The following is a 19,830-nucleotide window of genomic DNA, read 5'->3' as shown; positions in this document are numbered from 1 at the left end:
GAGGAAGCCATGGCAAAATCCACTCATACGTCCGGGGCGGTCGAGAAGAAGCTCGTGGGTCTGGCGGACCTGGTCATCCGCGCCGCGGAGCGGGGCAGGGACCCGTCCCTATCGATCCCGGTGCGCTCGCTCTCCAACGTCAAGTTCAACGAGAAGAAGCGCATCATCGAGATGGGCTCCAACACCCAGGACCGGACCTTCTTCAACGTGGGCATGGCCAAGAAGTTCATGCAGACCATGCTCGTCGGCGACGCCCTGGCCGAGCTGCAGCGCGCCGGCCTGACCACCTCCCTGCGCGAGATCTACTACCGCGCCAAGCACACCATCGCCGACTCCCATGAGAACACCTTCGACCTCCAGAGCGAGTCCGACCCGCTCATCGAGGACCTGGAAGTGGCTTTGGAGGCCCTGCGCGAGGAGCTGCACGTGCGCGCCGAGAACGCGGGCACCGTGATCGGCCCGCTGACCGTGGTCGACGACGGCGACACCGTGGACTGCGCCAAGCTCGGCAAGGGCGGCTACTCCGTGCCCTCCATCGTGGAGCCCGACTACGTGCAGATCAAGAAGTGCACGGCCGACTTCGTGCTGCTGGTCGAAAAGGGAACCCAGTGGAACCGGCTGGCCGAGGACAAGTTCTGGAGGAAGTACAACTGCGTGCTGCTCACCGGCAACGGCCAGCCGCCCCGCGGGGTGCGGCGCCTGGCCCGGCGCCTCAACGACGAGAAGAAGCTGCCGGTCTACGTGCTGGTGGACAACGACCCCTGGGGCTACTACATCTACTCCGTGGTCAAGCAGGGCTCCATCAACCTGGCTTTCGAGAGCCAGCGCATGGCCATCCCCGAGGCGAAGTTCATCGGGCTCTCCAGCCACGACCCGGAGCGCTACGGACTGCCCCGCAACGTGGGCATCAAGCTCAACGAGAAGGATATCAGCCGGGCCAAGGAGCTGCTCAACTACCCCTGGTTCCAGAAGAAGGAGTGGCAGAAGGAGATCCGCAACATGCTCTCCGTGGGCCTGAAGTTCGAGCTCGACGCTTTGGCCAACAAGGACTTCCAGTACTTGACCAAGAAGTACCTGCCCCGCAAGCTCCAGGAAAAGGACTGGCTGGACTGAGCCCCCCGCTCCGTTGATGTTTTTTTGACGGAGTCCGCCCAGAATATGAGCAGGGGGACACCATCATGGAGCTCAATAGAGGAGTCGCCGGCTTCGTGGGCGTCAGCGTGGTCCTGGCCGGCCTGATGCTGGCGGGGAAGCAGACCCAGGATTCCGAGAAGGCGCAGGCGCAGGCCTACGCGCATGCGGCGATGTGGCCCGCCGGGCCCCGCCAGCAGGCGCTCATGCTCCTGGAGCGGTACGGCTCGCCCCAGCGTCTGTCCGAGGACAGGATGGAGTGGGACGGAAAAGGGCCCTGGAAGAGCGTGGTGGTCAGCGCCGACTGGCCGCTCTCCCCCTTGACCCAGACGGTCTCCTGTCATGTCTCCCGGGAGAAGCTGGAGGAGCTGGCGCGCTACCCCCATGGCCTCACGGCCAGCGTGCGCCGGGGGGAGCTGTCGGCGCGCAGCGACAGCGAGGCCCTCAACTTCCTGAGCCTGAACCTGGGCATGGACATCCTGACCGGCCAGAGGACGCCTGAGGAAGCGAACCGGTACTTCCACAAGGCCATCGACCTGCGCTACGCCGGCAAGTCGGTCCCCTACATGGAGAGGCTGCTCTTCGGCGTCCCCCAGCCGCCGACTTGGCCGGCGGCCCGGGACTGGTTCGGCAACAAGCTCTGAGGCTTCCGCCTCAGAGCATCTTCGAGACCAGCTCGCAGATGAACAAGATGGCGAGGACGACTGCCGCGTAGGTGGAGACGTTGCCCTCGCCGAACATAGCGGCCAGCGTCCCGATGATCACCGCGACGCCCGCCACCATGTCCAAGGTCCCCTGGGGACTGCCGCCCATGCTGTTGATCTGGGAGCCCAGCGAGATGGCCGCGATGGCGCAGGCGATAGCGGCGAGCAGGCAGACGATGGCTATGATCAGGCAGACGTAGGCGAGGATCGATACCGGATAAGGTTTGTCCTTGAGCTTGTCGTAGATCTTGTAGAAGATCGTGGCCAGCAGGCCCAGCGCGCAGCCCGCCAGGATGAGGTCCTTGGCCTGGTTGGCCTTGTCCTGCCAGGGCGTGGAGTTCTGGCCCGGGTCCGTGGTGTAGATGGACTTGCAGGCAGAGCCGTCCCAGTACTGCTGGTCCGTGCAGGTGTCCACGGGATTGGCGTCCGTGGCGGTGGTCCCTGTGGTGCTGCCGGTGTTGCCCACCCCGGCCGGGGTGGCCGGGACCTGGGCCGTGGAAGCGTCGTCCGGAAGGTCGGGCACGGAGCCGGCGCCGGCTCCGTCGAGGCGGGTGCCCTCGAACTGGGCGATCGAGGCGTCCTTGTTGGCTTCCGAGGCCCTGGCGCCGCCCGCGCGCAAGGACGGGTTCATGGTCCTCATGCCGCGCAGCTGGGCCAGCGACCGGCTGTTCTTGTCGAGGCCTTTGACGCGCGCGTAGGGGCTGCCCATGGGCGCGCCTGCGACCGGGTGGCCGCCCTTGGCCTTGGACTTCTGGGGGCTCTGGAAGCCGATGATCTTGCCGCGGTCGAAGCCGTCGCCGAACTTGGGCGCCGCGGTGGCTGCGCCGCCGCCCGAAAAGATGTTGTGGCTGCCGAAGCCGCCCAGGCCGGAGGACTTCAGGCGCGGCTGGACGAGCTTCTTGCCGTCGCTGCCCGTCTCATCGCCCTCGGCCAGCACTCCCGGAGAGGCTCCGCCGGCATCAGCGCCCGCCCCGCCCGCGGCCTGCCTGCCCGCGACGCTGGCGGCGACGTCCGGGGTCGGCCCGGCCGCGCCCGGGCTCTCCGCCGCGACTCCGCCGCCGAACTCCTTCTTCACGGCCTGAGCGAGCAGCGAGAGGGATAGGCTGCTGAGGTCTTGGCTGACCTTGTGCACCGGGATGGCGGAGCGCAGGTCCGCCACCATGCGCCGGACGGTGGGGCTCTGCGAGGCGCTGGGGCGATGCTTGGCCATGACCGCGCCGGCGCCCGCCACGATGGCGGCCGCGATGAGCACCGCTGCCCCCTTGCTCATGAATAGCGCGCCCAGTTTCCCAAAGAAACCTGCCGCGCCCATGCCCATGGGCGCGCCGGCGCCGACCGGGGAGGCGCCGCGGATCACGATCCCCGCCAACTCGCCCAGCCCGGCCGAGCCTGAGGCCGAAGCACCGATGCCCGCGCCGCTCGATCCTGCCCCGGACCCTGCCGGCAAAGCGACACCGCCTTTCTTCTTCTCTTCTTCCTTCTCTCTTTTTGGTTCCGGCTGGGGAATCTCCGGCGCTCCTTCGGAAAGGTAGTCCTCCAGTTTCTTCTTGAGGACCTCCGGGTCCTGGGGGTTCTTCGGGTCGGGTTCGGGGCTCATGGATAAGGGCTATGATACCACACGAAATGGCGTTTTTTACTATAGTATAGGCCCCTCATGACCGAGACCGACCTTCTCATCCGAGCTTTGCGCCTCGCCGTGCGCGGCCAAGGCCTCGTCAGCCCCAACCCCATGGTGGGCGCGGTCTTGGTCAAGGCCGGCCGAGTCATAGGCGAGGGCTGGCACCGCTGCTTCGGGGGAGACCACGCCGAGGTTGACGCCCTCAAGCGGGCCAAGGCCTCGCCCCGGGGGGGCACCCTCTACGTCAACCTGGAGCCCTGCTCTCATTTCGGCAAGACCCCGCCTTGCGTAGACGCCCTCATCTCCAGCGGGATCAAGAAGGTCGTGGCCGCCATGCCCGACCCCAACCCGCTCGTCTCGGGAAAGGGATTCCGCCGCTTGCGCCAAGCCGGCATCGAAGTCGAGGTCGGCCTCATGAGGAAAGAGAGCCTTGAGCTCAATCTGGCCTACCTCACCTGGCTCAAGAAGGCGCGCCCCCTCATCGCGCTCAAGGCCGGCCAGAGCCTCGACGGCAAGATCTCCAGCCGCGCCGGCCGGTCCAAGTGGATCACCGGACCCGAAGCCCGCGCTTACGGCCGGCGCCTGCGCTTCATGTTCGACGCCATCCTGGCGGGCATCAACACGGTGTTGAGCGACGACCCGTCCTTGGACTACCGGCCCCCGCTCCTGCCGCGGGCGCTTCTGGCCCGCAAGCGCCACCTCAAGATCATCCTGGACAGCCGGGCCCGCCTGCCGCTCTCGGCCAGGCTCTGGCGCGGCCCCAGCCAGGTCGTGGTCGCAGTCGCGAAAGCCGCCCCGGAGTCCCGCCTGCGGGCCCTGCGGCTTAAGGGCGCGCGGGTCCTGGTCTGCGGCGAACAGCGCGTGGACGTCAAGAAGCTCATGGCCTTGCTGCGGCCGGAGCTCGGCTCGGTGCTGGTCGAAGGCGGGGCCGCGGTCCACGGCTCTTTCGTCGACGCCGGCCTGGTGGACCTCTTCTACCTCTTCCAGTCGCCCCTGATATTGGGCGGCGAGAAGGCCCGGACCTCCATTGCGGGCCGAGGCTTCGCCTCGCCGGCCCGGGCCCTGCGCATGAGCCTCGCGGCCGAATACTGCTTGGGAGCGGACCATCTCCATGTTTACCGGAATAGTTGAGAGCCTGGGCAGGGTGCTCAGTATCGCGCCTGGCCGCCTGGCCGTGAAAGCGGAGTTCGCGGACGTGAAGGTCGGAGAGAGCATCGCGGTCAACGGCGCCTGCCTGAGCGTGAGCCGGGTCCGAGCCGGCCTGGTCGGCTTCGACGTCTCCCCGGAGACTTTGCAGAAGACCACATTGGGGTCGCTGCGGCGGGGGGAGGCGGTCAATCTGGAGCGCGCCCTGCGCCTGAGCGACCGCCTGGGCGGACATCTCATGACCGGCCATGTGGACGCCGCCGGCCGCGTCGTGGCCATGCGGGGCGCGGCCCCGGGCAAGGAGCTGGCGGTGCTCTTCCCGGAGCGGTTGCGCCGCTACCTGGTGCCCAAGGGCTCCGTGGCCGTCGAGGGGGTGAGCCTCACCATCGCGGCCTTGCACGGCTGCCGGGTGACCGTGGCCTTGGTCCCCCAGACCTTGAAGAGCACCAATCTCGCGCACAAGCGCGTGGGCGACCGGGTCAATGTCGAGGTGGACGCTTTGGCGCGGTATCTGCGATGAGGAACGTGGAGGCGGTCCGCGCCCGGCTGCGCGCCGGCGGCTTGGTCATCCTGGTCGACGACGAGAACCGGGAGAACGAGGGCGACCTGGTCATGGCCGCGGAGAAGATCACCCCGGCGGCCGTCAACTTCATGGCGACCGCGGCGCGGGGCCTGATCTGCTGCGCCATGGAGGAGGGCCGCCTCGACGAGCTGGGCCTGCGGCCCATGGTCGCGGAGAACACCTCCTTGCACGGGACTTCCTTCACGGTGTCGGTGGACGCCAAGAAAGGCGTGGCCACCGGCATCTCGGCCGCGGACCGCGCCGCCACCATCAAGGCCCTCATCTCGCCCAAGACCAGACCCGCGGACCTGGCCAGGCCCGGCCACATCTTCCCTCTGCGCAGCCGCAAGGGCGGGGTCCTGGTGCGCGCCGGGCATACCGAGGCCGGGGTGGACCTCATGAAGATCTCGGGCCTGTACCCGGCCGCGGTCATCTGCGAGATCATGGCCGCCGACGGCGGCATGGCGCGGCTGCCCGAGCTGCGGCGCCTGGGCCGCGAGCACGACATCCCGGTGGCCACGGTCGACGAGGTCATCGCCTACCGCCGCAAGAAAGATAAGCTGGTGGCCAAGGTCCTCGAGGTGGACCTGCCCACCTCTTTGGGCGATTTCACCTTGCACCTCTACGAGTCGGTCATCGAAAAAGAGCACCACATGGCGCTGACCAAGGGCGACCTGCGCCTCAAGAACTCCCGGGACAGCGTCCTGGTCCGGGTCCATTCCCAGTGCCTGACCGGGGACATCTTCCACTCCTCCCGCTGCGATTGCGGCGAGCAGCTGCACCGGGCCCTGAGCATCATCGCCCAGGAAGGCCGCGGGGCTTTGCTCTACATGCGCCAGGAAGGCCGGGGCATCGGCCTGCTCAACAAGCTCAAGGCCTACAAGCTGCAGGAGAAGGGGCTCGACACCGTGGAGGCCAACCTGGCTCTGGGCTTCGCCGAGGACCTGCGCGACTACGGCATCGGCGCCCAGATACTCAAGGACCTGGGCCTCTCGCGCATCCGTCTGCTGACCAACAATCCGCGCAAGCTCGTGGGCCTGGCGGGCTACGGGCTGGAGATCACGGCCCGGGCGCCCATCGAGATCGCGGCCGGCAAGCACAACCTGCGCTATCTGACGACCAAGAAAGAGAAGCTCAAACATCTGCTGAAGATCTAAGGGGGGAGAATGCCGAAAGAATTGTCCGGGATGCTGGACGGGAAGGGCAAGCGCTTCGCCGTGGTGGTGAGCCGCTTCAACGACATGATCACGAACCGGCTCCTGGAAGGGGCCTGCGACTGCCTCGTGCGTCACGGGGTCAAGGACAACGACATCACCGTGGCCCGGGTGCCCGGCGCCTACGAGATCGGGCCCGTGGCCAAGCGCCTGGCCGCTGGCAAGTACGACGCGGTGATCTGCCTGGGCGCGGTCATCCGCGGCGAGACCCCTCACTTCGACTACGTGGCCGGCCAGTCCTGCCGCGCCATCGGCAAGCTTTCCCTGGAAAGCAAGATCCCGGTCATCTACGGGGTCCTGACCTGCGATTCCGCGGACCAGGCCATGGCCCGGGCCGGCACCAAGAGCGGCAACAAGGGCTGGCAGGCCGCTTTGTCCGCCTTGGAGATGGCCGACCTTTACAAAGCGCTCTAACGACTGGCCCTAGCCTGGAAGCATCCCTTGCTCGGCGTGACGAATTCCCGGGCTTCGCCAGTATAGGCTAGTGAGGGGGTGCTAGCGTATGCAGAATGAAGCTTTGCGGGCTCTCCAGCGGCTGGACTTCCGGCTGGAGAGCAAGCGGCTCTTGGTCCACGCGATCCACGAAAGCCGCAGGTACCTTTGGAGCCGGGGGCAAGGAGCTCCGCTTTCCGGAAGCCGCGACGCCCTTCTGGCCCGCGGCGCATCGGCGGCCGACATCGTCCAGCAGGCGATGCTGCTGACGATCAACGGCTCCCGGCCGTGGGATCAAGAGAAATATCCGGACATCGTAAGCCATCTGCGCTGGGTGATCCGCAGCCTGATCTCCAATCTGGCTTCTTCCGCGGACAACCGGCAGGTCCAAGTGCAGGACGAGCAGGAGCTGGAGCTTCCGGAAGCGGCCGTGCTGCGCGACAGCGCGGGGCCGCAAGCCGACGAGCTGAGCCGCCGGGTCCAGGAAGCCATCCATGACGATCCGCAGTTGGTGAAGGTCTTCGAGCGCCTCCAGCAGGGAGGCAAGCCCAAGGAAGTGGGGGCGAGCATGGGTCTGGCCGACAAGGACGTGTACCGGCTGACCCAGAAGCTGAGGCGGCGTCTGGCGCCGGTCTTGACAGCCGGCCAGGGGGCGATATGAAGAACCAGGATTTCCTCAAAGGAGTGGCTGATTTCATGGAACACGGACATAAGCTGCAGACGGAGGAGCAGAGGCTCGACGACGAGATCCGGGAGGCGGGGCTGGACCCCGAATCCTGCATGAAGGGATTGGAGCTGTTCCTCGACCGGCAGGTGCGCAAGTCCCGCGCCGAAGCCGGCTCCAGCCCGGCCTCCGGCCGGCTGGGAGCGCTGGGGACCTGGCTGCGCGCGAAAAAGACCTGGGCCGTGGCCACGGCTGTGGCCGCGGTCTGCATGGGGATCTTCGTGTTCCGCGGCGGCAGCTCGGCCATGGCCGCGGAGCTGCTGGCGCAAGGCGCCCAGAGGCTGGCGGGGCTCAGCGCCATCCATATCCAGGCGCGGATGCGCACCTTGCCCCGGGACAACTTCGAGTACATCGACGTCGCCCACGAGTTCGTAGGGCTCGACATGTGGAAGCGCTATGGCGAGCCGGCCCAGTGGCGGGTGGAGAAAGCGGGCCGGAAGGTGGTGATGGACGGCAAGGCCGCGACTTTGCTGATCGAGCCGAACCTGGCGGCCAAGGGCGGGCCGGACGCAGGCTTCGTGGAATGGCTCAAGCCTTTGCTCGACATCGACCAGGTGCTGAGCCGCGAGGTGGACCTGGCGGCGCGCCAAGGCTCCCGGCTTTCCCTGCGGCCCAGCCGGAGCCGGAAGGGGGAGATCGAGGTGACCGTGGCCGCCAAGGCGCAGGGCGACTTCAGCAACGACTGGCTGAAGAACAAGTCCATCATCGAGGCTGACAACCGCCGGGTTTACCGCTTCGACGCGGAGTCCAAGTGGCTCAGGGGCCTGCAGGTCTTCGTGCGCGGCCGGTCCGGTGAGACGCTGGCCTTCGAGATCACGGACATCGAGTACAACCCGAGCCTCGCGGACTCGCTGTTCTCGCTGGCCCTGCCTAAGGACGTGGTCTGGCTGACCGAGCCTGAGCAGCTGGCGGACAATGCGCGTTACGAGCGGATGCTGCCCGCGGAAACGGCCCGGGCGTTCTTCCTGGCCTGCGCCGACCGGAACTGGGAAGAGGCAGTCAAGTTCATGCCGCACGCCGCCCGGAAGGATTTTCAGGCCGCTTTCGGCGGCCTGCGGGTGGTGCAGGTGGGCAAGCCGTTCAAGTCAGGCCTGTACCGCGGCTGGTTCGTGCCTTATGAGGTCCGGCTGGCCTCGGGGGAAGCCAAGAAGTGGAACCTGGCCGTGCGCAACGACAATCCGGCCAAGCGCTACGTGGTAGACGGCGGTTTCTGAGGGAGCCTTTGAGCCGGCGGCGCTTTGCGCCGCCGGCTCTGTTTCAACGATAGTAGCCGGTGCCCACGACCCAGCCGAAGGGCGCAAACGGGGCCACGAAGGACCTCTTGGGCTCGGCCGCGGTCTGGCCCTTCTTCGCGAACCAGTAATCGACGTACCCGCCGCCGGCCTTGGCATTGGCGATGAATCGTTTGACGTAGAACGTGCCCTTCGGGTCCTGGTCCTCGAGGCGGTTCCTGCCCTCGACGTCCTTGCGGCCGTAAAGGACGATGTTGACGCCTGCCGTGGTGTCGGCCCAGAAATAGCCGTCGCTGCCGTAGCTGAGGTCCCGCAGGAGGTCGGCGCCGAGCTTCTTGGCCTGCTCCAAGGTCATCTCGCCCTGCTGGTGCTTCTTGTAGACCGCCTTGAGCATGCTGACCGCGGTCTGGACCTCGCTCTTGATCAGGAGGTCCTGGGGCGACGTCTCTGGCTGCGCGTCTGCAGGCAGGCACATGCCGGCCACAGTGAGAAGAGCCATCAATGCCATTTTCATGTTTGTTCCTCGCTTTGTTTGTTGTTGGACTGGGCAAGCTGAAGAAGCGCTTGGGCACGAGACAGAGCCGCAGCGGCTTCAGCCGGGCGGCCCTGGGTCTCCAAGAGTCCCGCCCATTCGCGGAAGAGGCTGGCCAAGGTGGATAGGAACTCCGATGAGGGTGCCTGGCCTCGGCACGCCAGAGGGAGGACTTCCTCCAGCGGAAGAGCAAGCGCCAGTTTTTCGCTGATGCCGAAGGCCTTATGGATCGCGGCTTCAAGAGCCGCGGCCGCGGCTTGAATCTCGCCCTTGTTCTTGAGGCCTAGAACGGCGCTCAGGGCTTTCACCATGATTTCAATGTGGTTCATGAACCAGTCGCGTTGGATCATGTTTTCTCTGACTGATTTTTGGCCATTGTCTGTGCCTCAACGCGATGATGGGCCGCCGGGAGCCCCGCAAGCCGGCCGCTTAAGAGGCCGGCTCGTGCGGATGTGCACCGCCTTTCTGATCATGCGCCCAGCAAGGTTTCGAGCTTATGCATCACTTCTGCCAAAGTCGCTTCCGGGACTTTGCAGCAGAATTGGGCGCTTCGAGCCTGCCAATCGAGGCTCTTGACCTGATCTGCCAGCACGACGCCGGATGCCTTTAGGCCAGCTGGGAGGCGGACCTCGAAGGGATATCCCTTGATTTGCGTCGTGACGGGACAAAATATGGCCAGCCCCACCTTGTCGTTATAGGCCGCCGGCGAGAGAGTCAGAGCTGGCCGATGCCCCGATTGCTCATGGCCCGCCTGAGGCGCAAAGGAGAGCCAAACTACATCACCACGTTTTGGGCAGTAGGCTCGGGTCATTACAGTGCTTCCTTCCCGACGGGCCCGCCCCAATCATGCTCGGAGTGCCGATTCGCCTTGGTGATTCCCTTGAGCATTTGCGAAAGAGAGTACTTGCGCTCTCCCTTTGGCTTCAGGACCATCTTCCCCTCGACCACGGCCATATCAACTAAGGATCCTTGGTGCAGATGGATATCCTTGGCCAAGGAGCTCGGGATGCGCAGCGCCAGGCTATTGCCCCATTTTTGAATGGTGGTAGTCATTGGGATCTCCTTGGGAAGTATCTACAATGAGTATACATTATTTCTGGCCGTTGTCAAGGGTTAGCGTGTGCAACGATGGGGCCTACGGCGCGCGCTATGCGCGTGCCGCTGAGGCCGACCCCACGTTGGCGTTCCGCGCACTTGCGCGCGGCCGTCGCAGCCGATGTTATGCGTTCCTCTTTTCACTGTGGATGGACTCTCCATTTGGACGCCACGAGGGTTCCAACCAACAGGCCTACGATTGCACCAGCCAACATTACACCATACCCAGGCCTGATCTGATGACATGTGGTCCTATAGACCTGAACCCAAGTCATTAGAATGAGCGCAACAAGTAGCGAGAGGCAGCCAAGCACTACAGACATCATTCGTCCGGCAAGCGTCCTAGATTTTCGCAATATAACAAGCGCGCTGACCTGCGCGACGCAGAGACTAACCGCAAATCGCCACAGAGGTTTGGGACCATATTGCCATGCGCCCGTTAATGCATATCCGAGAAGGGTCAGCGGGTACTTTAGACCGTAGACCGCGCTAATACATGGGAATACCCGGAATGCCGCGAGCCCTAGCAAGAACAAGAGAACGATGACTGGAGGCATGACACTCAACATGTGTCGTTTCTCTTCTGCCGTTTCGTCAGGAGAGTCTAAGAGGGCATGCCAGCCACAGACCCCAAGCCAGCCTAGGCAGGCCAGGCACAAGAATGATGAGTCGAAATCGATGATGCCAGAGTACTTGCATGAACCAAATTGGGGCATTCTTGCGGATGACCCGCAATCGTCCAGATGGAACATGGTCACGGTGCGGGCCATAATGATGCAGGTCCCGATGCAGACGAAATCTAGGACGAAATGGAGCCTAGACTTGGCTAGCTTCGCTTTGACAACCAGTTGTTCCCGCAAGAGAGAATTCATTGTCTGATTTTCAAATACGCATAACGTTGGGGTTTGCGGCGCGCGCTAAGCGCGTGCCGCAAAGGCCCGCCACACGTTGGTATTCCGCGCTTGCGCGCGACCGCAATACCCGATGTTCTACAGGCCCTTAACGCTCGAAGTCCGTTTTCCAATTCTCGACCTGTTGTCCGTTGTTGATCTTGCTCTTCAACCTTTCGAACACCGTTCCCTAATTCTCGAAATGTCCTTTGACCCAGCTCTGTAGAACATAAGAGTCTGCTGACCAGTGTTGTAGCAGGTCGAGAGGACTCTTGCACTCAAATTCTACTTTAGAAGCCTAGCTCAGGCAAGGTGGAATTGCTTTTCCACTTTGCGCGAAGCCGCCGGCTTGGACGGCCTTTTGTATGACGGCAATGCAGAAGCCCTAGTCTAGATTCCGACGCTCTTGTCTTTGCCCTTGCCGGGGAGCTTCGGGGCGGGGCAGTCCGGGAGGACGGCCGAGAGCCACTTGAGGAACTCGGCCCAGCCTCCGTCCTTGGCCCAGGCCAGCCGGGCGGCCTGGTGAACGAGGTCTTCCAGGGCCCGGGGGTCGTTGAAATCCAGCTGCGCCCGGGCACTGGCCGAGAGTCCGAAGAAGAGCAGAACCGCCAAGGGAACCATACTCAGGGTAGTATGGGGCCGGAGCGGGGCCCGGGGGAGCGGCGAAGGGCCCGGCGCGGGGTGGGTCCGCAGGTCCGGAGTCCGCCTAGCGGCGGAAGCGGTGGCTGCTGGAGCGGGCGATGCGGCGGCGGAACTTGAACCGCTGGGCCATGGGCTCCTTGTAGGCCTTCATCTGCGGCGGCACCTTATAGGGGAACTCCGGGAAGGCCAGGCGCGGGATGGGCGTGCCGATGAGCCTCTCGATGGCCGCCACGAAGCGCTCCTCATCGAGGGCCATGAGCGTGATGGCGTCGCCCGCGGCGAAGACCCGTCCCGTGCGCCCCACCCGGTGCACGTAGTCCTCCGCGTGCAGGGGCACGTCGAAGTTGATCACGTGGCTGATGTGCCGCACGTCCAGGCCGCGGGCCGCGATGTCCGTGGCCACCAGGATCTGGTGCTTCTGCTCCCGGAAGCCCTCCATCGCGTTGTCGCGCTGGGCCTGGGTCTTGTCCGAGTGCAAGGCGACCACTTTCACGCCGCGCACCTCCAGGTAGCGCGTCACCTGTTCGGCGCGGGACCGGGTGCGGGTGAAGATGACGGCCGACTTGATCTTGGTCTTCTTGAGGATGAAGTGCAGCAGCTCGAACTTCTCGCCCGCGTTGATCGGGTAGAGGGCCTGGGTGATGCCCGAGGCCGGCGTGTTGTCCGCGTCGATGGCGATGCGCACCGGCTCGCGCATGAACTCATTGACCACGCGCGCCACTTCCGGCGGGATGGTGGCCGAGAACATGTGCGTCTGGCGCTGCTTGGGCAGGGCCTGCATGATGCGCCGGATGTCGGGCATGAAGCCCATGTCCAGCATCCGGTCGGCCTCGTCGAGAACCGCCACTTCCACCGTGTCGAGCCGGATCTGCCGCCGCCCGTAATGGTCCAACAGCCGCCCGGGGGTGGCCACCACGATGTCGGCGCCCTTGCGCAGGCCCTGCAACTGCTCGTGGAAGGAGGCCCCGCCGATGATCAGCACGCAACGCGCCTGCGTGAAGCGGGAGAACTGGCGCACCGCCTCTTCCACCTGCGTCGCCAGCTCGCGCGTCGGCACCAGCACCAGGGCCCGCACTGGATACTCGGTGCTGCGCCCCTTGGTCTGCTGGCCGGCCGGCCTGGCCCTGCGCGAGAGGATCAGCTTCTGCAGCAGAGGCAGCACGAAAGCCATGGTCTTGCCGCTGCCCGTCATCGCCGAGCCCAGCACGTCCTTGCCCTTGAGGGCCTGCGGCAGCGCCTGCGCCTGGATGGGCGTCGGCTCCGTGAAGCCCAGGGCCTGCACGCCCTGGTAGAGCTCGGGCAGGAGGCCGAACTCCGCGAAAGGCCCCGTCTGATGGATCGCGGGGGCGGGCTTGTGAGCGTGCACATGCGCCGGAGCCTGCGCGTGCGGGTGGGCGTGAGCCGGCGCGTGCTTCTGCACCGGCTCGGCCTGAGCCTTCTTACCGAAGATGCGGCGGATGATTCTCCGTATCAGGGGTCAGTACCGGTAGTTCTCGGGCTTGTAGGGCCCGTCGGGGCTGATGCCCAGGTAATCGGCTTGGGCCTTGGTGAGCTTGGTGAGCTTGGCCCCGAGCTTGCCCAGGTGCAGGCGCGCCACCTTCTCGTCGAGGAGCTTGGGCAGCACGTAGACCTCGTTCTTGAACTTGCCCTGGCCGCGGTGGGACCACAGCTCGATCTGGGCCATGATCTGGTTGGTGAAGGAGGCGCTCATCACGAAGCTCGGATGCCCGGAGGCGCAGCCCAGGTTGACCAGCCGGCCCTCGGCCAGGACGATGACCTTCTTGCCGTCGGGCCAGATGAATTCGTCGACCTGCGGCTTGACTATCTCGCGCTTGATCTTCTCGTCGTTGACGATGGAGGCCACGTCGATCTCCAGGTCGAAGTGCCCGATGTTGCAGACGATGGCGCCCGACTTCATGGCGTCGAGGTGCCTGCGCACGATGATGTCCCGGCAGCCGGTGGCCGTGACGAAGATGTCGCCAAGGGCTGCGGCCTCGTCCATGGTCACGACCTGGTAGCCTTCCATGCAGGCCTGCAGGGCGGTGATGGGGTCGATCTCGGTGACCAGGACCCGCGCGCCCATGCCGCGCAAAGACTGGCAGCAGCCCTTGCCCACGTCGCCGTAGCCGGCGACCACGCAGACCTTGCCCGCGACCATCACGTCGGTGGCGCGCTTGATGCCGTCCAGGAGCGACTCGCGGCAGCCGTACAGGTTGTCGAACTTGCTCTTGGTGGTCGAGTCGTTGACGTTGATGGCCGGGCACTTCAAGGTGCCGGCGGCCTGGCGCTGGCAGAGCCGGTGCACGCCCGTGGTGGTCTCCTCGGAGAGACCCACGACGTCCTTGAGGAGCTCCGGGAACTTGTCGTGGACCATGTTGGTGAGGTCGCCGCCGTCGTCGAGGATGAGGTTGAGACCCTTGCCGCCCGGCCAGCGCAACGTCTGCTCGACGCACCAGTCGTACTCGCCGAGGCTCTCGCCTTTCCAGGCGAAGACCGGCACGCCCGCCTTGGCCACGGCGGCCGCGGCGTGGTCCTGGGTGGAGAAGATGTTGCAGGAGCTCCAGCGCACCGAGGCGCCGAGCTTGATCAAAGTCTCGATCAAGACCGCGGTCTCGATGGTCATGTGCAGGCAGCCCGCGACGCGGGCGCCGGCCAGCGGCTTTTTGCCCGCGTACTCCTCGCGCAGGGCCATGAGGCCCGGCATCTCGGCCTCGGCGATGGTGATCTCCTTGCGGCCCCAGGCGGCGAGGCTGATGTCCTTGACCTTGTAGTCCGGGACTGCGTTCTTGGTGGTCGACTTCTTCATCATAGCGGTAGTTGCCATTATCCTCTTTCTCCGTCGGAAGTTCCATGATTATACCTTTTTTGGCCCCCTTGATGGTGCCGGTGGTCGACTTTCTTGACTTATCAACTTTCCCAACCAACCAACAAGTTGAGAAGTTGACAAAGTTGACCACCGGCACCGATATCCATTATCATCACAGAATGCTCGAACGCGAGATCCTCGGCAACAGCGTCTGGGAGTACCTGGTCAGCGCAGGCACCTTCCTCGGCATACTCGTCGCTTTCTCCATCGTGCGCAAGGTGGTGATCGCACGCCTGCGGGCCTTGGCCGCGAGGACCGAGACCGACCTCGACGACTTGCTCGTCGACCTCCTGGAGCTGATCCGCCTGCCCGAGGTCGTGCTGGTCGCCCTCTGGACCGCCACCCGGCATCTGGACCTGCCTGCGCGGGCCGAGCATCTCCTGCACGCCGTCCTGCTCATGGCCCTCACCTATCGGGCTTTGACCTGGCTGCGCGTCGGGGCCGATTATTCCATCCGCAAGATGCTCTGCGCCCAGGGCCGCGGCGCGGAGGCGGACAAGGGCACGGCGCGCAACCTGAGCTACCTCATCAGCGGCCTGCTCTGGGTCGTGGCCGTGCTCTTCGTGCTGAGCAACCTGGGCTTCAACGTGAGCTCCATGCTCGCGGGCCTGGGCATCGGCGGCGTGGCCGTGGCCCTGGCCGCGCAGGCCGTGCTGGGCGACCTGTTCAGCGCCCTGGCCATCTACCTGGACCGGCCCTTCGTGGTCGGGGACTTCATCGTGGTGGGAGACAAGCAGGGCACGGTCGAGCACATCGGCATCAAGACCACCCGGGTGCGCGCCCTCTCCGGCGAGATGCTCATCGTGGCCAACTCCAAGCTGACCTCCTCGGAGATCCAGAACTTCCGCCTGCTGCGCGAGCGGCGCATCGCCTTCAAGGTGGGCGTGCCCTACACGACGACGGCGGAGCAGGTCGCCAAGGTCCCGGCCCTCCTCAAGGCCGCGATCTCGGCCCAGTCCAAGGCGCGGTTCGACCGGGCGCACCTGAGCTCCTTCGGCGAGACCGGCTTCTCCTTCGAGGCGGTCTACTATGTGACGGGCCCGGACTATACGGTCTACATGGACGTCAACCAGGCCATCCACTTGGGCATCCTCGACGCCTTCCGCAAGGAGAAGATCGCCTTCGCCATGCCCGCCACCGTGTTCCATCAAGCGCCTGGAGCGGGCGCTCCCCTGATCTAGTGGACGGGCCTGCCTGCCAGGCTTACCTATTGGCCGCGGGCCGCGGCCGCCGGGCCGGGGGCCCCAAGGCTTGGCGGGACTGGGAGGGCAAGCCGCTTTTGGAGCGGCAACTGGAGTTCCTGGGCCTGGTCCTGCCCCTGGAGAACGTGGCTGTCTCCATCCAGGAAAGCTGGCTGCAGCGCTGCCGGATCTTGGAGCCCCGCGCGGTCTGGGTGCCGGTGGACCCGGAAGCTCCGGCTTTGGCTGCGATCCTGGCCTTGGCGCGCGCCCTGCCCCTGGAGCGCTGGACCTTCCTTTATCACGTGGACATGCGGGTCTGGGAGCCAGAGCTGTTCCGCTTGCTGGCGGAGCGCGCGGCTGAGGGCGGGGCCGAGGCTGTGGTCCCGGTCCAGGGGGGGCGCCGAGGGCATCCGGTGCTGCTCTCCCCGGGGCTCAGGGATTCCCTGCTGGCTCTGAATCCCGTGAAGGACCGTCTGGACGTCTGGCTGCGCTCGCGCCGGGTCGTGGAAGTGCCGGTCCCCTATCTTTGCGTCCACGACAACTGGAACAGCTGAGCCGCTAATCCTTGCGCGCGTCCTTGGCGGCGAGGATCTTCGCGACGAGGGCGAGCAGGTCCTCGGGGGCGAAAGGCTTGGTCAGGAACCCCTCGACCTTGACGGTGGCGTTGAAGATCGGGCTCAGGTCCCGGAGGGCGGAGACGACCACGATCGGGATGCCGCGGGTCCGCTCGCGCTCGCGGATCACGGTCCCCACCTTGTAGCCGTCCACCTCGGGCATCATGATGTCCAGCAGGAGCAGGTCGGGCAGCTCCGCCGACGGGGCATCGGGCTCCATCCCGAGCTTCTTGAGCGCGTCCTGGCCGGAGCCGCTCGTGGTGACGCGGTGGCCGGCTTTGTTCAGGAGCGTCTTGATCAGGCTGACGATGCCTCGGTCGTCGTCGACGACCATGATGTGCGCCATGGGTGGTTAGGGTAGCAACAAATCGCGGGGCCGTCAAGGAGGACCCCCCGGCCGCGGCCAGGGGGTCTCCTCGTCATGCGCTCCCTCAGTAGGCGGCCGCCAAGGTCGCGGGCTGATAGGGGACCTTGTCGGTGTCGCCGACCTTCATGAGGTCAGGCTTGGATATGCTGCCGATCCTCTTGAAGGCGTAGCGCACGTAGTACTTCTTGCCCGGCTCGAGTTTCTGCGAGAACTCCTTGGCGTAGGCCATGAGGTCCACAGTGTAGGCGTCGGCCGGGGCCACGGAGATCTCCTTGTCCAGCACCGTCTGGTCGGGCCAGAAAGAGACCTCTTTGCGCAGTTCGACCTTCAAGACGGTCTGCTCTCCCTGGTAGTAGGAGGCCCATTTGTCCTTGAGCGAGAGGATCATGTTCGCGGAGAGGCCTTGCGCGACGATGCCGGCCGGGTCCGGCTTCATGGCCTTCTTCTTGAGAGGGGCCAGGATGAAGTCGCCGTCGCGGTTGCCGCCCTGCACCATCTTGTACTCATAGGCCGCGTCGATCGTGTAGAGGCTGTACCACGGGCCTTCCAGGCAGACCTCGAACTTGTCGTACTCCCAGGGGAAGAGCTGCAGGCGGTCGCGCAGCATGATCTGGGCCTGGCCGCTGTAGGAGTAGCCCGGGCGTTCCCAGCAGTTCTGCTGGGGCGGCACCGGTATCGGATGTCCGCCGGGGCCGGGATAGGTGCCGCCGCCGGTGTTGTTGCACTCGGTGATCCACTCGGTCGAGCGCAGGTCAATCTGGCCCGAGGCCGGCTGGTCCGTGGGGCTGAAGGTCACGGTCCGGCAGTCCCGGTCGTAGCGCGTGGAGCCGATGTACGCGGGAGCGATGACGGACTTGTCCTGCGCGGTCTGCGCCTTGGCCTGCTTGAGGATATCGGACGCGCTGACGCCTTGATCGAAGTTGAGGCCCGATGACTCGGCTCTTGCGGCTGGGGGGGTGGCCAGCGTCAGCCCGAAGGCCGCCGCCGCCAGGGATGCCACAACGCCATTCACTTTCATTCCTCTTGTTTCCTCCGGGGCCTCCGCGAGGCCCGACACACTGGAAATATTCTAGCACAAAAGAATCCCGAAAGGCCCAGACGCGGGTGGGCCTTTCGGGCTATGCCTGGGCCTATGCGTTTGGTATCATGCCGGTCGAGGTGCGAACTTGACCATCCGCTTGAAGACCGAGGTGCCGGGCCCGCGCAGCCGGGCCCTGATGGCCGAGCGCCAGGCCGCGGTGGCGCGCGGCCCTTTCCATGTGACGCCCGTGTTCATCGCGCGGGGCGAGGGCGCGGTCCTGGAGGACGTGGACGGCAACCGCTTCATCGATTTCGCGGCAGGCCTGGCCGTCCTCAACGCGGGCCACCTGGCCGCGCCCGTGGCCGAGGCCGTGCGGGGGCAGAGCCGGGACTTCCTGCACGCCTGCTTCCACGTCACGCCCTACGAGGGCTACGTGCGGCTCTGCGCGGCCCTGAACCGCCTGGCCCCCGGGGACTTCCCCAAGAAGTCCTTTTTGGCCAACAGCGGGGCCGAGGCCGTGGAGAACGCGGTCAAGATCGCGCGCGCGGCCACGGGCCGGCCCACGGTAGTCTGCTTCGAACACGGCTTCCACGGCCGGACCTACATGGCCATGACCTTGACCGCCAAGGAGAAGCCCTACAAGCTGGGCTTCGGGCCGTTCAACCCGGGCGTGGTGCGGGCCCCCTTCCCTTACTGCTACCGCTGGCCCTCGACCGACGACCCGGAGCGGGTCTCGGCGGAGTGCTTCGCCGCTTTCGAGGCCGTGGTGCGCGGCGTGGGGCCGGACCAGGTCGCCGCCCTCATCATAGAGCCGGTCCTGGGCGAGGGGGGCTTCGTGCCCGCGCCCGCGCCTTTTTTGCGCAGGCTGCGGGACTTCTGCACGGAGCATAAGGTCGTGTTCATCGCCGACGAGGTGCAGACGGGCTTCGGCCGCGCGGGCGGGCTGTTCGCCTGCGCGCAGTCGGGCGTGGTCCCGGACCTGATGACTTTGGCCAAGGGCCTGGGCGGCGGCATGCCCATCTCGGCCGTGGTGGGCCGCGCCGAGCTCATGGACGCGCCCGGCGTGGGCGCCATCGGCGGGACCTTCGGCGGCAACCCGGTGTCCTGCGCCGCGGCCCTGGCCGTGCTGGAGCTGTTCGAAAAGGGGGATCTGCCCGGCCGAGCCCGGGCTCTGGCCGAGGATCTGCCCAAGCGCCTGGCGGCTTTCCGGCGCTTCCCGGGCGTGGGCGACGTCAGGGGCTTGGGCGCGCTGCAGGCCTTGGAGCTGGTCAAGGACCGCCGGACCAAGGAGCCGGACCAGGAGGCCGTGGCGGCCGTCATCCGGCACTCTTATGAGCGGGGCCTCATCCTCATGAGCGCGGGGACTTACGGGAACGTCATCCGCCTGCTCATGCCTTTGGTCATCACGGACGGCCAGCTCGAAGAGGGCCTGGCGGTGCTGGAGTCGGGCCTGGAGAGGTTCGCGGCCTAGGTATTAAGAAGAGACCGCCAGGGGGGCCGGCGTCCCCTGGCGATCCCGTCGCCGACTGCGACCGACGTCCGCCTTCGCCTACTGCGGCAGCAGGTCGTTGATGGCGCTGGCGTTGCTGGAGCTGTAGTTCCCGGTCAGCGAGTTGAAGGTGACCGTGTATTGGCTGTACGCGGTCGGTGCGCCCGCGCTGCGGGTGAAGGTGACGGCCCAGCCGGCGGTCTGGCTCCCGCCGGTCATGGACGCGGCGTTGCTGAAGTACTTGAAGGCCGGGACCGTGACGTCGAGCAGGTTGGCGTCGGCGGTGTAGTTCTGGGCCCGCAGAGCGTATCTCTCCTGGGCGCCCCTCAAGTCTCCGATGTAGGCGGTCACCTCGGCCACGCGGCCCTTC

The 19,830-nt window shown here is 65.8% G+C and carries 22 protein-coding genes; 11 read left to right on the top strand and 11 right to left on the bottom strand.

The annotated features are described in order from the left end of the window. The first annotated feature begins 9 nt into the window (after window positions 1–9). Window positions 10–1,113 carry a DNA topoisomerase IV subunit A gene (locus tag NTY77_02150; GenBank protein MCX5794283.1) on the top strand — a complete coding sequence of 368 codons (1,104 nt, stop codon included), beginning with the start codon at window positions 10–12 and terminating at the stop codon, window positions 1,111–1,113. 65 nt (window positions 1,114–1,178) lie between these two features. Then, window positions 1,179–1,775: a hypothetical protein gene (locus NTY77_02145; protein ID MCX5794282.1), complete on the top strand. Its 597-nt coding sequence runs from the start codon at window positions 1,179–1,181 to the stop codon at window positions 1,773–1,775. Window positions 1,776–1,785: 10 nt separating this feature from the next. On the opposite strand, the gene NTY77_02140 is transcribed toward NTY77_02145, so the two are convergent. After that, complete coding sequence (locus NTY77_02140; protein ID MCX5794281.1) at window positions 1,786–3,432, bottom strand: hypothetical protein; 1,647 nt, start codon at window positions 3,430–3,432, stop codon at window positions 1,786–1,788. A gap of 57 nt (window positions 3,433–3,489) precedes the next feature. Here NTY77_02140 and ribD point away from each other — a divergent pair, with 57 nt between their 5' ends. From ribD to NTY77_02110, 6 genes are all read left to right on the top strand, one after another. Then, window positions 3,490–4,584 (top strand): bifunctional diaminohydroxyphosphoribosylaminopyrimidine deaminase/5-amino-6-(5-phosphoribosylamino)uracil reductase RibD, encoded by a 1,095-nt coding sequence (gene ribD / locus NTY77_02135; protein ID MCX5794280.1) that lies wholly within the window; start codon window positions 3,490–3,492, stop codon window positions 4,582–4,584. Next, window positions 4,565–5,119 carry a riboflavin synthase gene (locus NTY77_02130; GenBank protein ID MCX5794279.1) on the top strand — a complete coding sequence of 185 codons (555 nt, stop codon included), beginning with the start codon at window positions 4,565–4,567 and terminating at the stop codon, window positions 5,117–5,119. The genes ribD and NTY77_02130 overlap by 20 nt, the downstream gene beginning before the upstream one ends. Then, entirely contained in the window at window positions 5,116–6,318 is a 1,203-nt protein-coding gene (locus NTY77_02125) for a bifunctional 3,4-dihydroxy-2-butanone-4-phosphate synthase/GTP cyclohydrolase II (GenBank protein ID MCX5794278.1), read from the top strand. The genes NTY77_02130 and NTY77_02125 overlap by 4 nt, the downstream gene beginning before the upstream one ends. Before the next feature lie 9 nt (window positions 6,319–6,327). Further along, window positions 6,328–6,789, top strand: coding sequence for a 6,7-dimethyl-8-ribityllumazine synthase (gene ribH, locus NTY77_02120; protein ID MCX5794277.1), 462 nt, complete (start codon window positions 6,328–6,330; stop codon window positions 6,787–6,789). A 103-nt stretch (window positions 6,790–6,892) separates the two neighbouring features. Continuing rightward, window positions 6,893–7,468, top strand: a complete 576-nt coding sequence (locus NTY77_02115; GenBank protein ID MCX5794276.1) for a hypothetical protein — start codon at window positions 6,893–6,895, stop codon at window positions 7,466–7,468. Further along, window positions 7,465–8,745 carry a hypothetical protein gene (locus NTY77_02110; GenBank protein ID MCX5794275.1) on the top strand — a complete coding sequence of 427 codons (1,281 nt, stop codon included), beginning with the start codon at window positions 7,465–7,467 and terminating at the stop codon, window positions 8,743–8,745. The genes NTY77_02115 and NTY77_02110 overlap by 4 nt, the downstream gene beginning before the upstream one ends. A 43-nt stretch (window positions 8,746–8,788) precedes the next feature. Here the strand turns inward: NTY77_02110 and NTY77_02105 are convergent, their stop codons facing one another. The 7 genes from NTY77_02105 to ahcY form a co-directional block, all read right to left on the bottom strand. After that, complete coding sequence (locus NTY77_02105) at window positions 8,789–9,262, bottom strand: cache domain-containing protein (GenBank protein ID MCX5794274.1); 474 nt, start codon at window positions 9,260–9,262, stop codon at window positions 8,789–8,791. Between the two features lie 11 nt (window positions 9,263–9,273). Next, a complete protein-coding gene (locus NTY77_02100; protein MCX5794273.1) occupies window positions 9,274–9,645 on the bottom strand; it encodes a hypothetical protein in 372 nt (123 codons plus the stop codon). Window positions 9,646–9,764: 119 nt separating this feature from the next. Beyond that, the gene (gene mazF, locus NTY77_02095; protein MCX5794272.1) at window positions 9,765–10,106 is read right to left on the bottom strand and encodes an endoribonuclease MazF; all 342 of its coding nucleotides are present in this window, start codon (window positions 10,104–10,106) and stop codon (window positions 9,765–9,767) included. After that, window positions 10,106–10,348: an AbrB/MazE/SpoVT family DNA-binding domain-containing protein gene (locus NTY77_02090; protein ID MCX5794271.1), complete on the bottom strand. Its 243-nt coding sequence runs from the start codon at window positions 10,346–10,348 to the stop codon at window positions 10,106–10,108. Before NTY77_02090 ends, mazF begins: the two co-directional genes overlap by 1 nt. Window positions 10,349–11,670: 1,322 nt before the next feature. After that, window positions 11,671–11,901 (bottom strand): hypothetical protein, encoded by a 231-nt coding sequence (locus NTY77_02085; protein ID MCX5794270.1) that lies wholly within the window; start codon window positions 11,899–11,901, stop codon window positions 11,671–11,673. An 85-nt stretch (window positions 11,902–11,986) separates the two neighbouring features. Next, a complete protein-coding gene (locus NTY77_02080) occupies window positions 11,987–13,342 on the bottom strand; it encodes a DEAD/DEAH box helicase (protein ID MCX5794269.1) in 1,356 nt (451 codons plus the stop codon). 57 nt (window positions 13,343–13,399) lie between these two features. Further along, entirely contained in the window at window positions 13,400–14,728 is a 1,329-nt protein-coding gene (gene ahcY, locus NTY77_02075) for an adenosylhomocysteinase (protein ID MCX5794268.1), read from the bottom strand. A gap of 179 nt (window positions 14,729–14,907) precedes the next feature. Here ahcY and NTY77_02070 point away from each other — a divergent pair, with 179 nt between their 5' ends. Both NTY77_02070 and NTY77_02065 read left to right on the top strand, forming a co-directional pair. Beyond that, the gene (locus tag NTY77_02070) at window positions 14,908–15,969 is read left to right on the top strand and encodes a mechanosensitive ion channel family protein (GenBank protein MCX5794267.1); all 1,062 of its coding nucleotides are present in this window, start codon (window positions 14,908–14,910) and stop codon (window positions 15,967–15,969) included. Continuing rightward, on the top strand, window positions 15,969–16,523 hold the full coding sequence (locus tag NTY77_02065; GenBank protein ID MCX5794266.1) for an NTP transferase domain-containing protein: 555 nt from the start codon (window positions 15,969–15,971) through the stop codon (window positions 16,521–16,523). The genes NTY77_02070 and NTY77_02065 overlap by 1 nt, the downstream gene beginning before the upstream one ends. Before the next feature lie 4 nt (window positions 16,524–16,527). Here NTY77_02065 and NTY77_02060 read toward each other — a convergent pair whose 3' ends face one another. Both NTY77_02060 and NTY77_02055 read right to left on the bottom strand, forming a co-directional pair. After that, window positions 16,528–16,929 carry a response regulator gene (locus tag NTY77_02060; protein ID MCX5794265.1) on the bottom strand — a complete coding sequence of 134 codons (402 nt, stop codon included), beginning with the start codon at window positions 16,927–16,929 and terminating at the stop codon, window positions 16,528–16,530. Between the two features lie 85 nt (window positions 16,930–17,014). Then, on the bottom strand, window positions 17,015–17,950 hold the full coding sequence (locus NTY77_02055) for a hypothetical protein (GenBank protein MCX5794264.1): 936 nt from the start codon (window positions 17,948–17,950) through the stop codon (window positions 17,015–17,017). A gap of 217 nt (window positions 17,951–18,167) precedes the next feature. Here NTY77_02055 and gabT point away from each other — a divergent pair, with 217 nt between their 5' ends. After that, window positions 18,168–19,442 (top strand): 4-aminobutyrate--2-oxoglutarate transaminase, encoded by a 1,275-nt coding sequence (gene gabT / locus NTY77_02050; GenBank protein ID MCX5794263.1) that lies wholly within the window; start codon window positions 18,168–18,170, stop codon window positions 19,440–19,442. A 78-nt stretch (window positions 19,443–19,520) separates the two neighbouring features. Here the strand turns inward: gabT and NTY77_02045 are convergent. Beyond that, window positions 19,521–19,830: hypothetical protein (locus NTY77_02045; protein ID MCX5794262.1), on the bottom strand; the 310-nt coding region annotated here is incomplete at its 5' end.

The organism is Elusimicrobiota bacterium, assembly GCA_026388095.1.
GTDB lineage: Bacteria > Elusimicrobiota > Elusimicrobia > UBA1565 > UBA9628 > UBA9628.
Note: the sequence above shows the minus strand (reverse complement) of the source record. Positions and strands in the feature narration are given on the sequence as shown.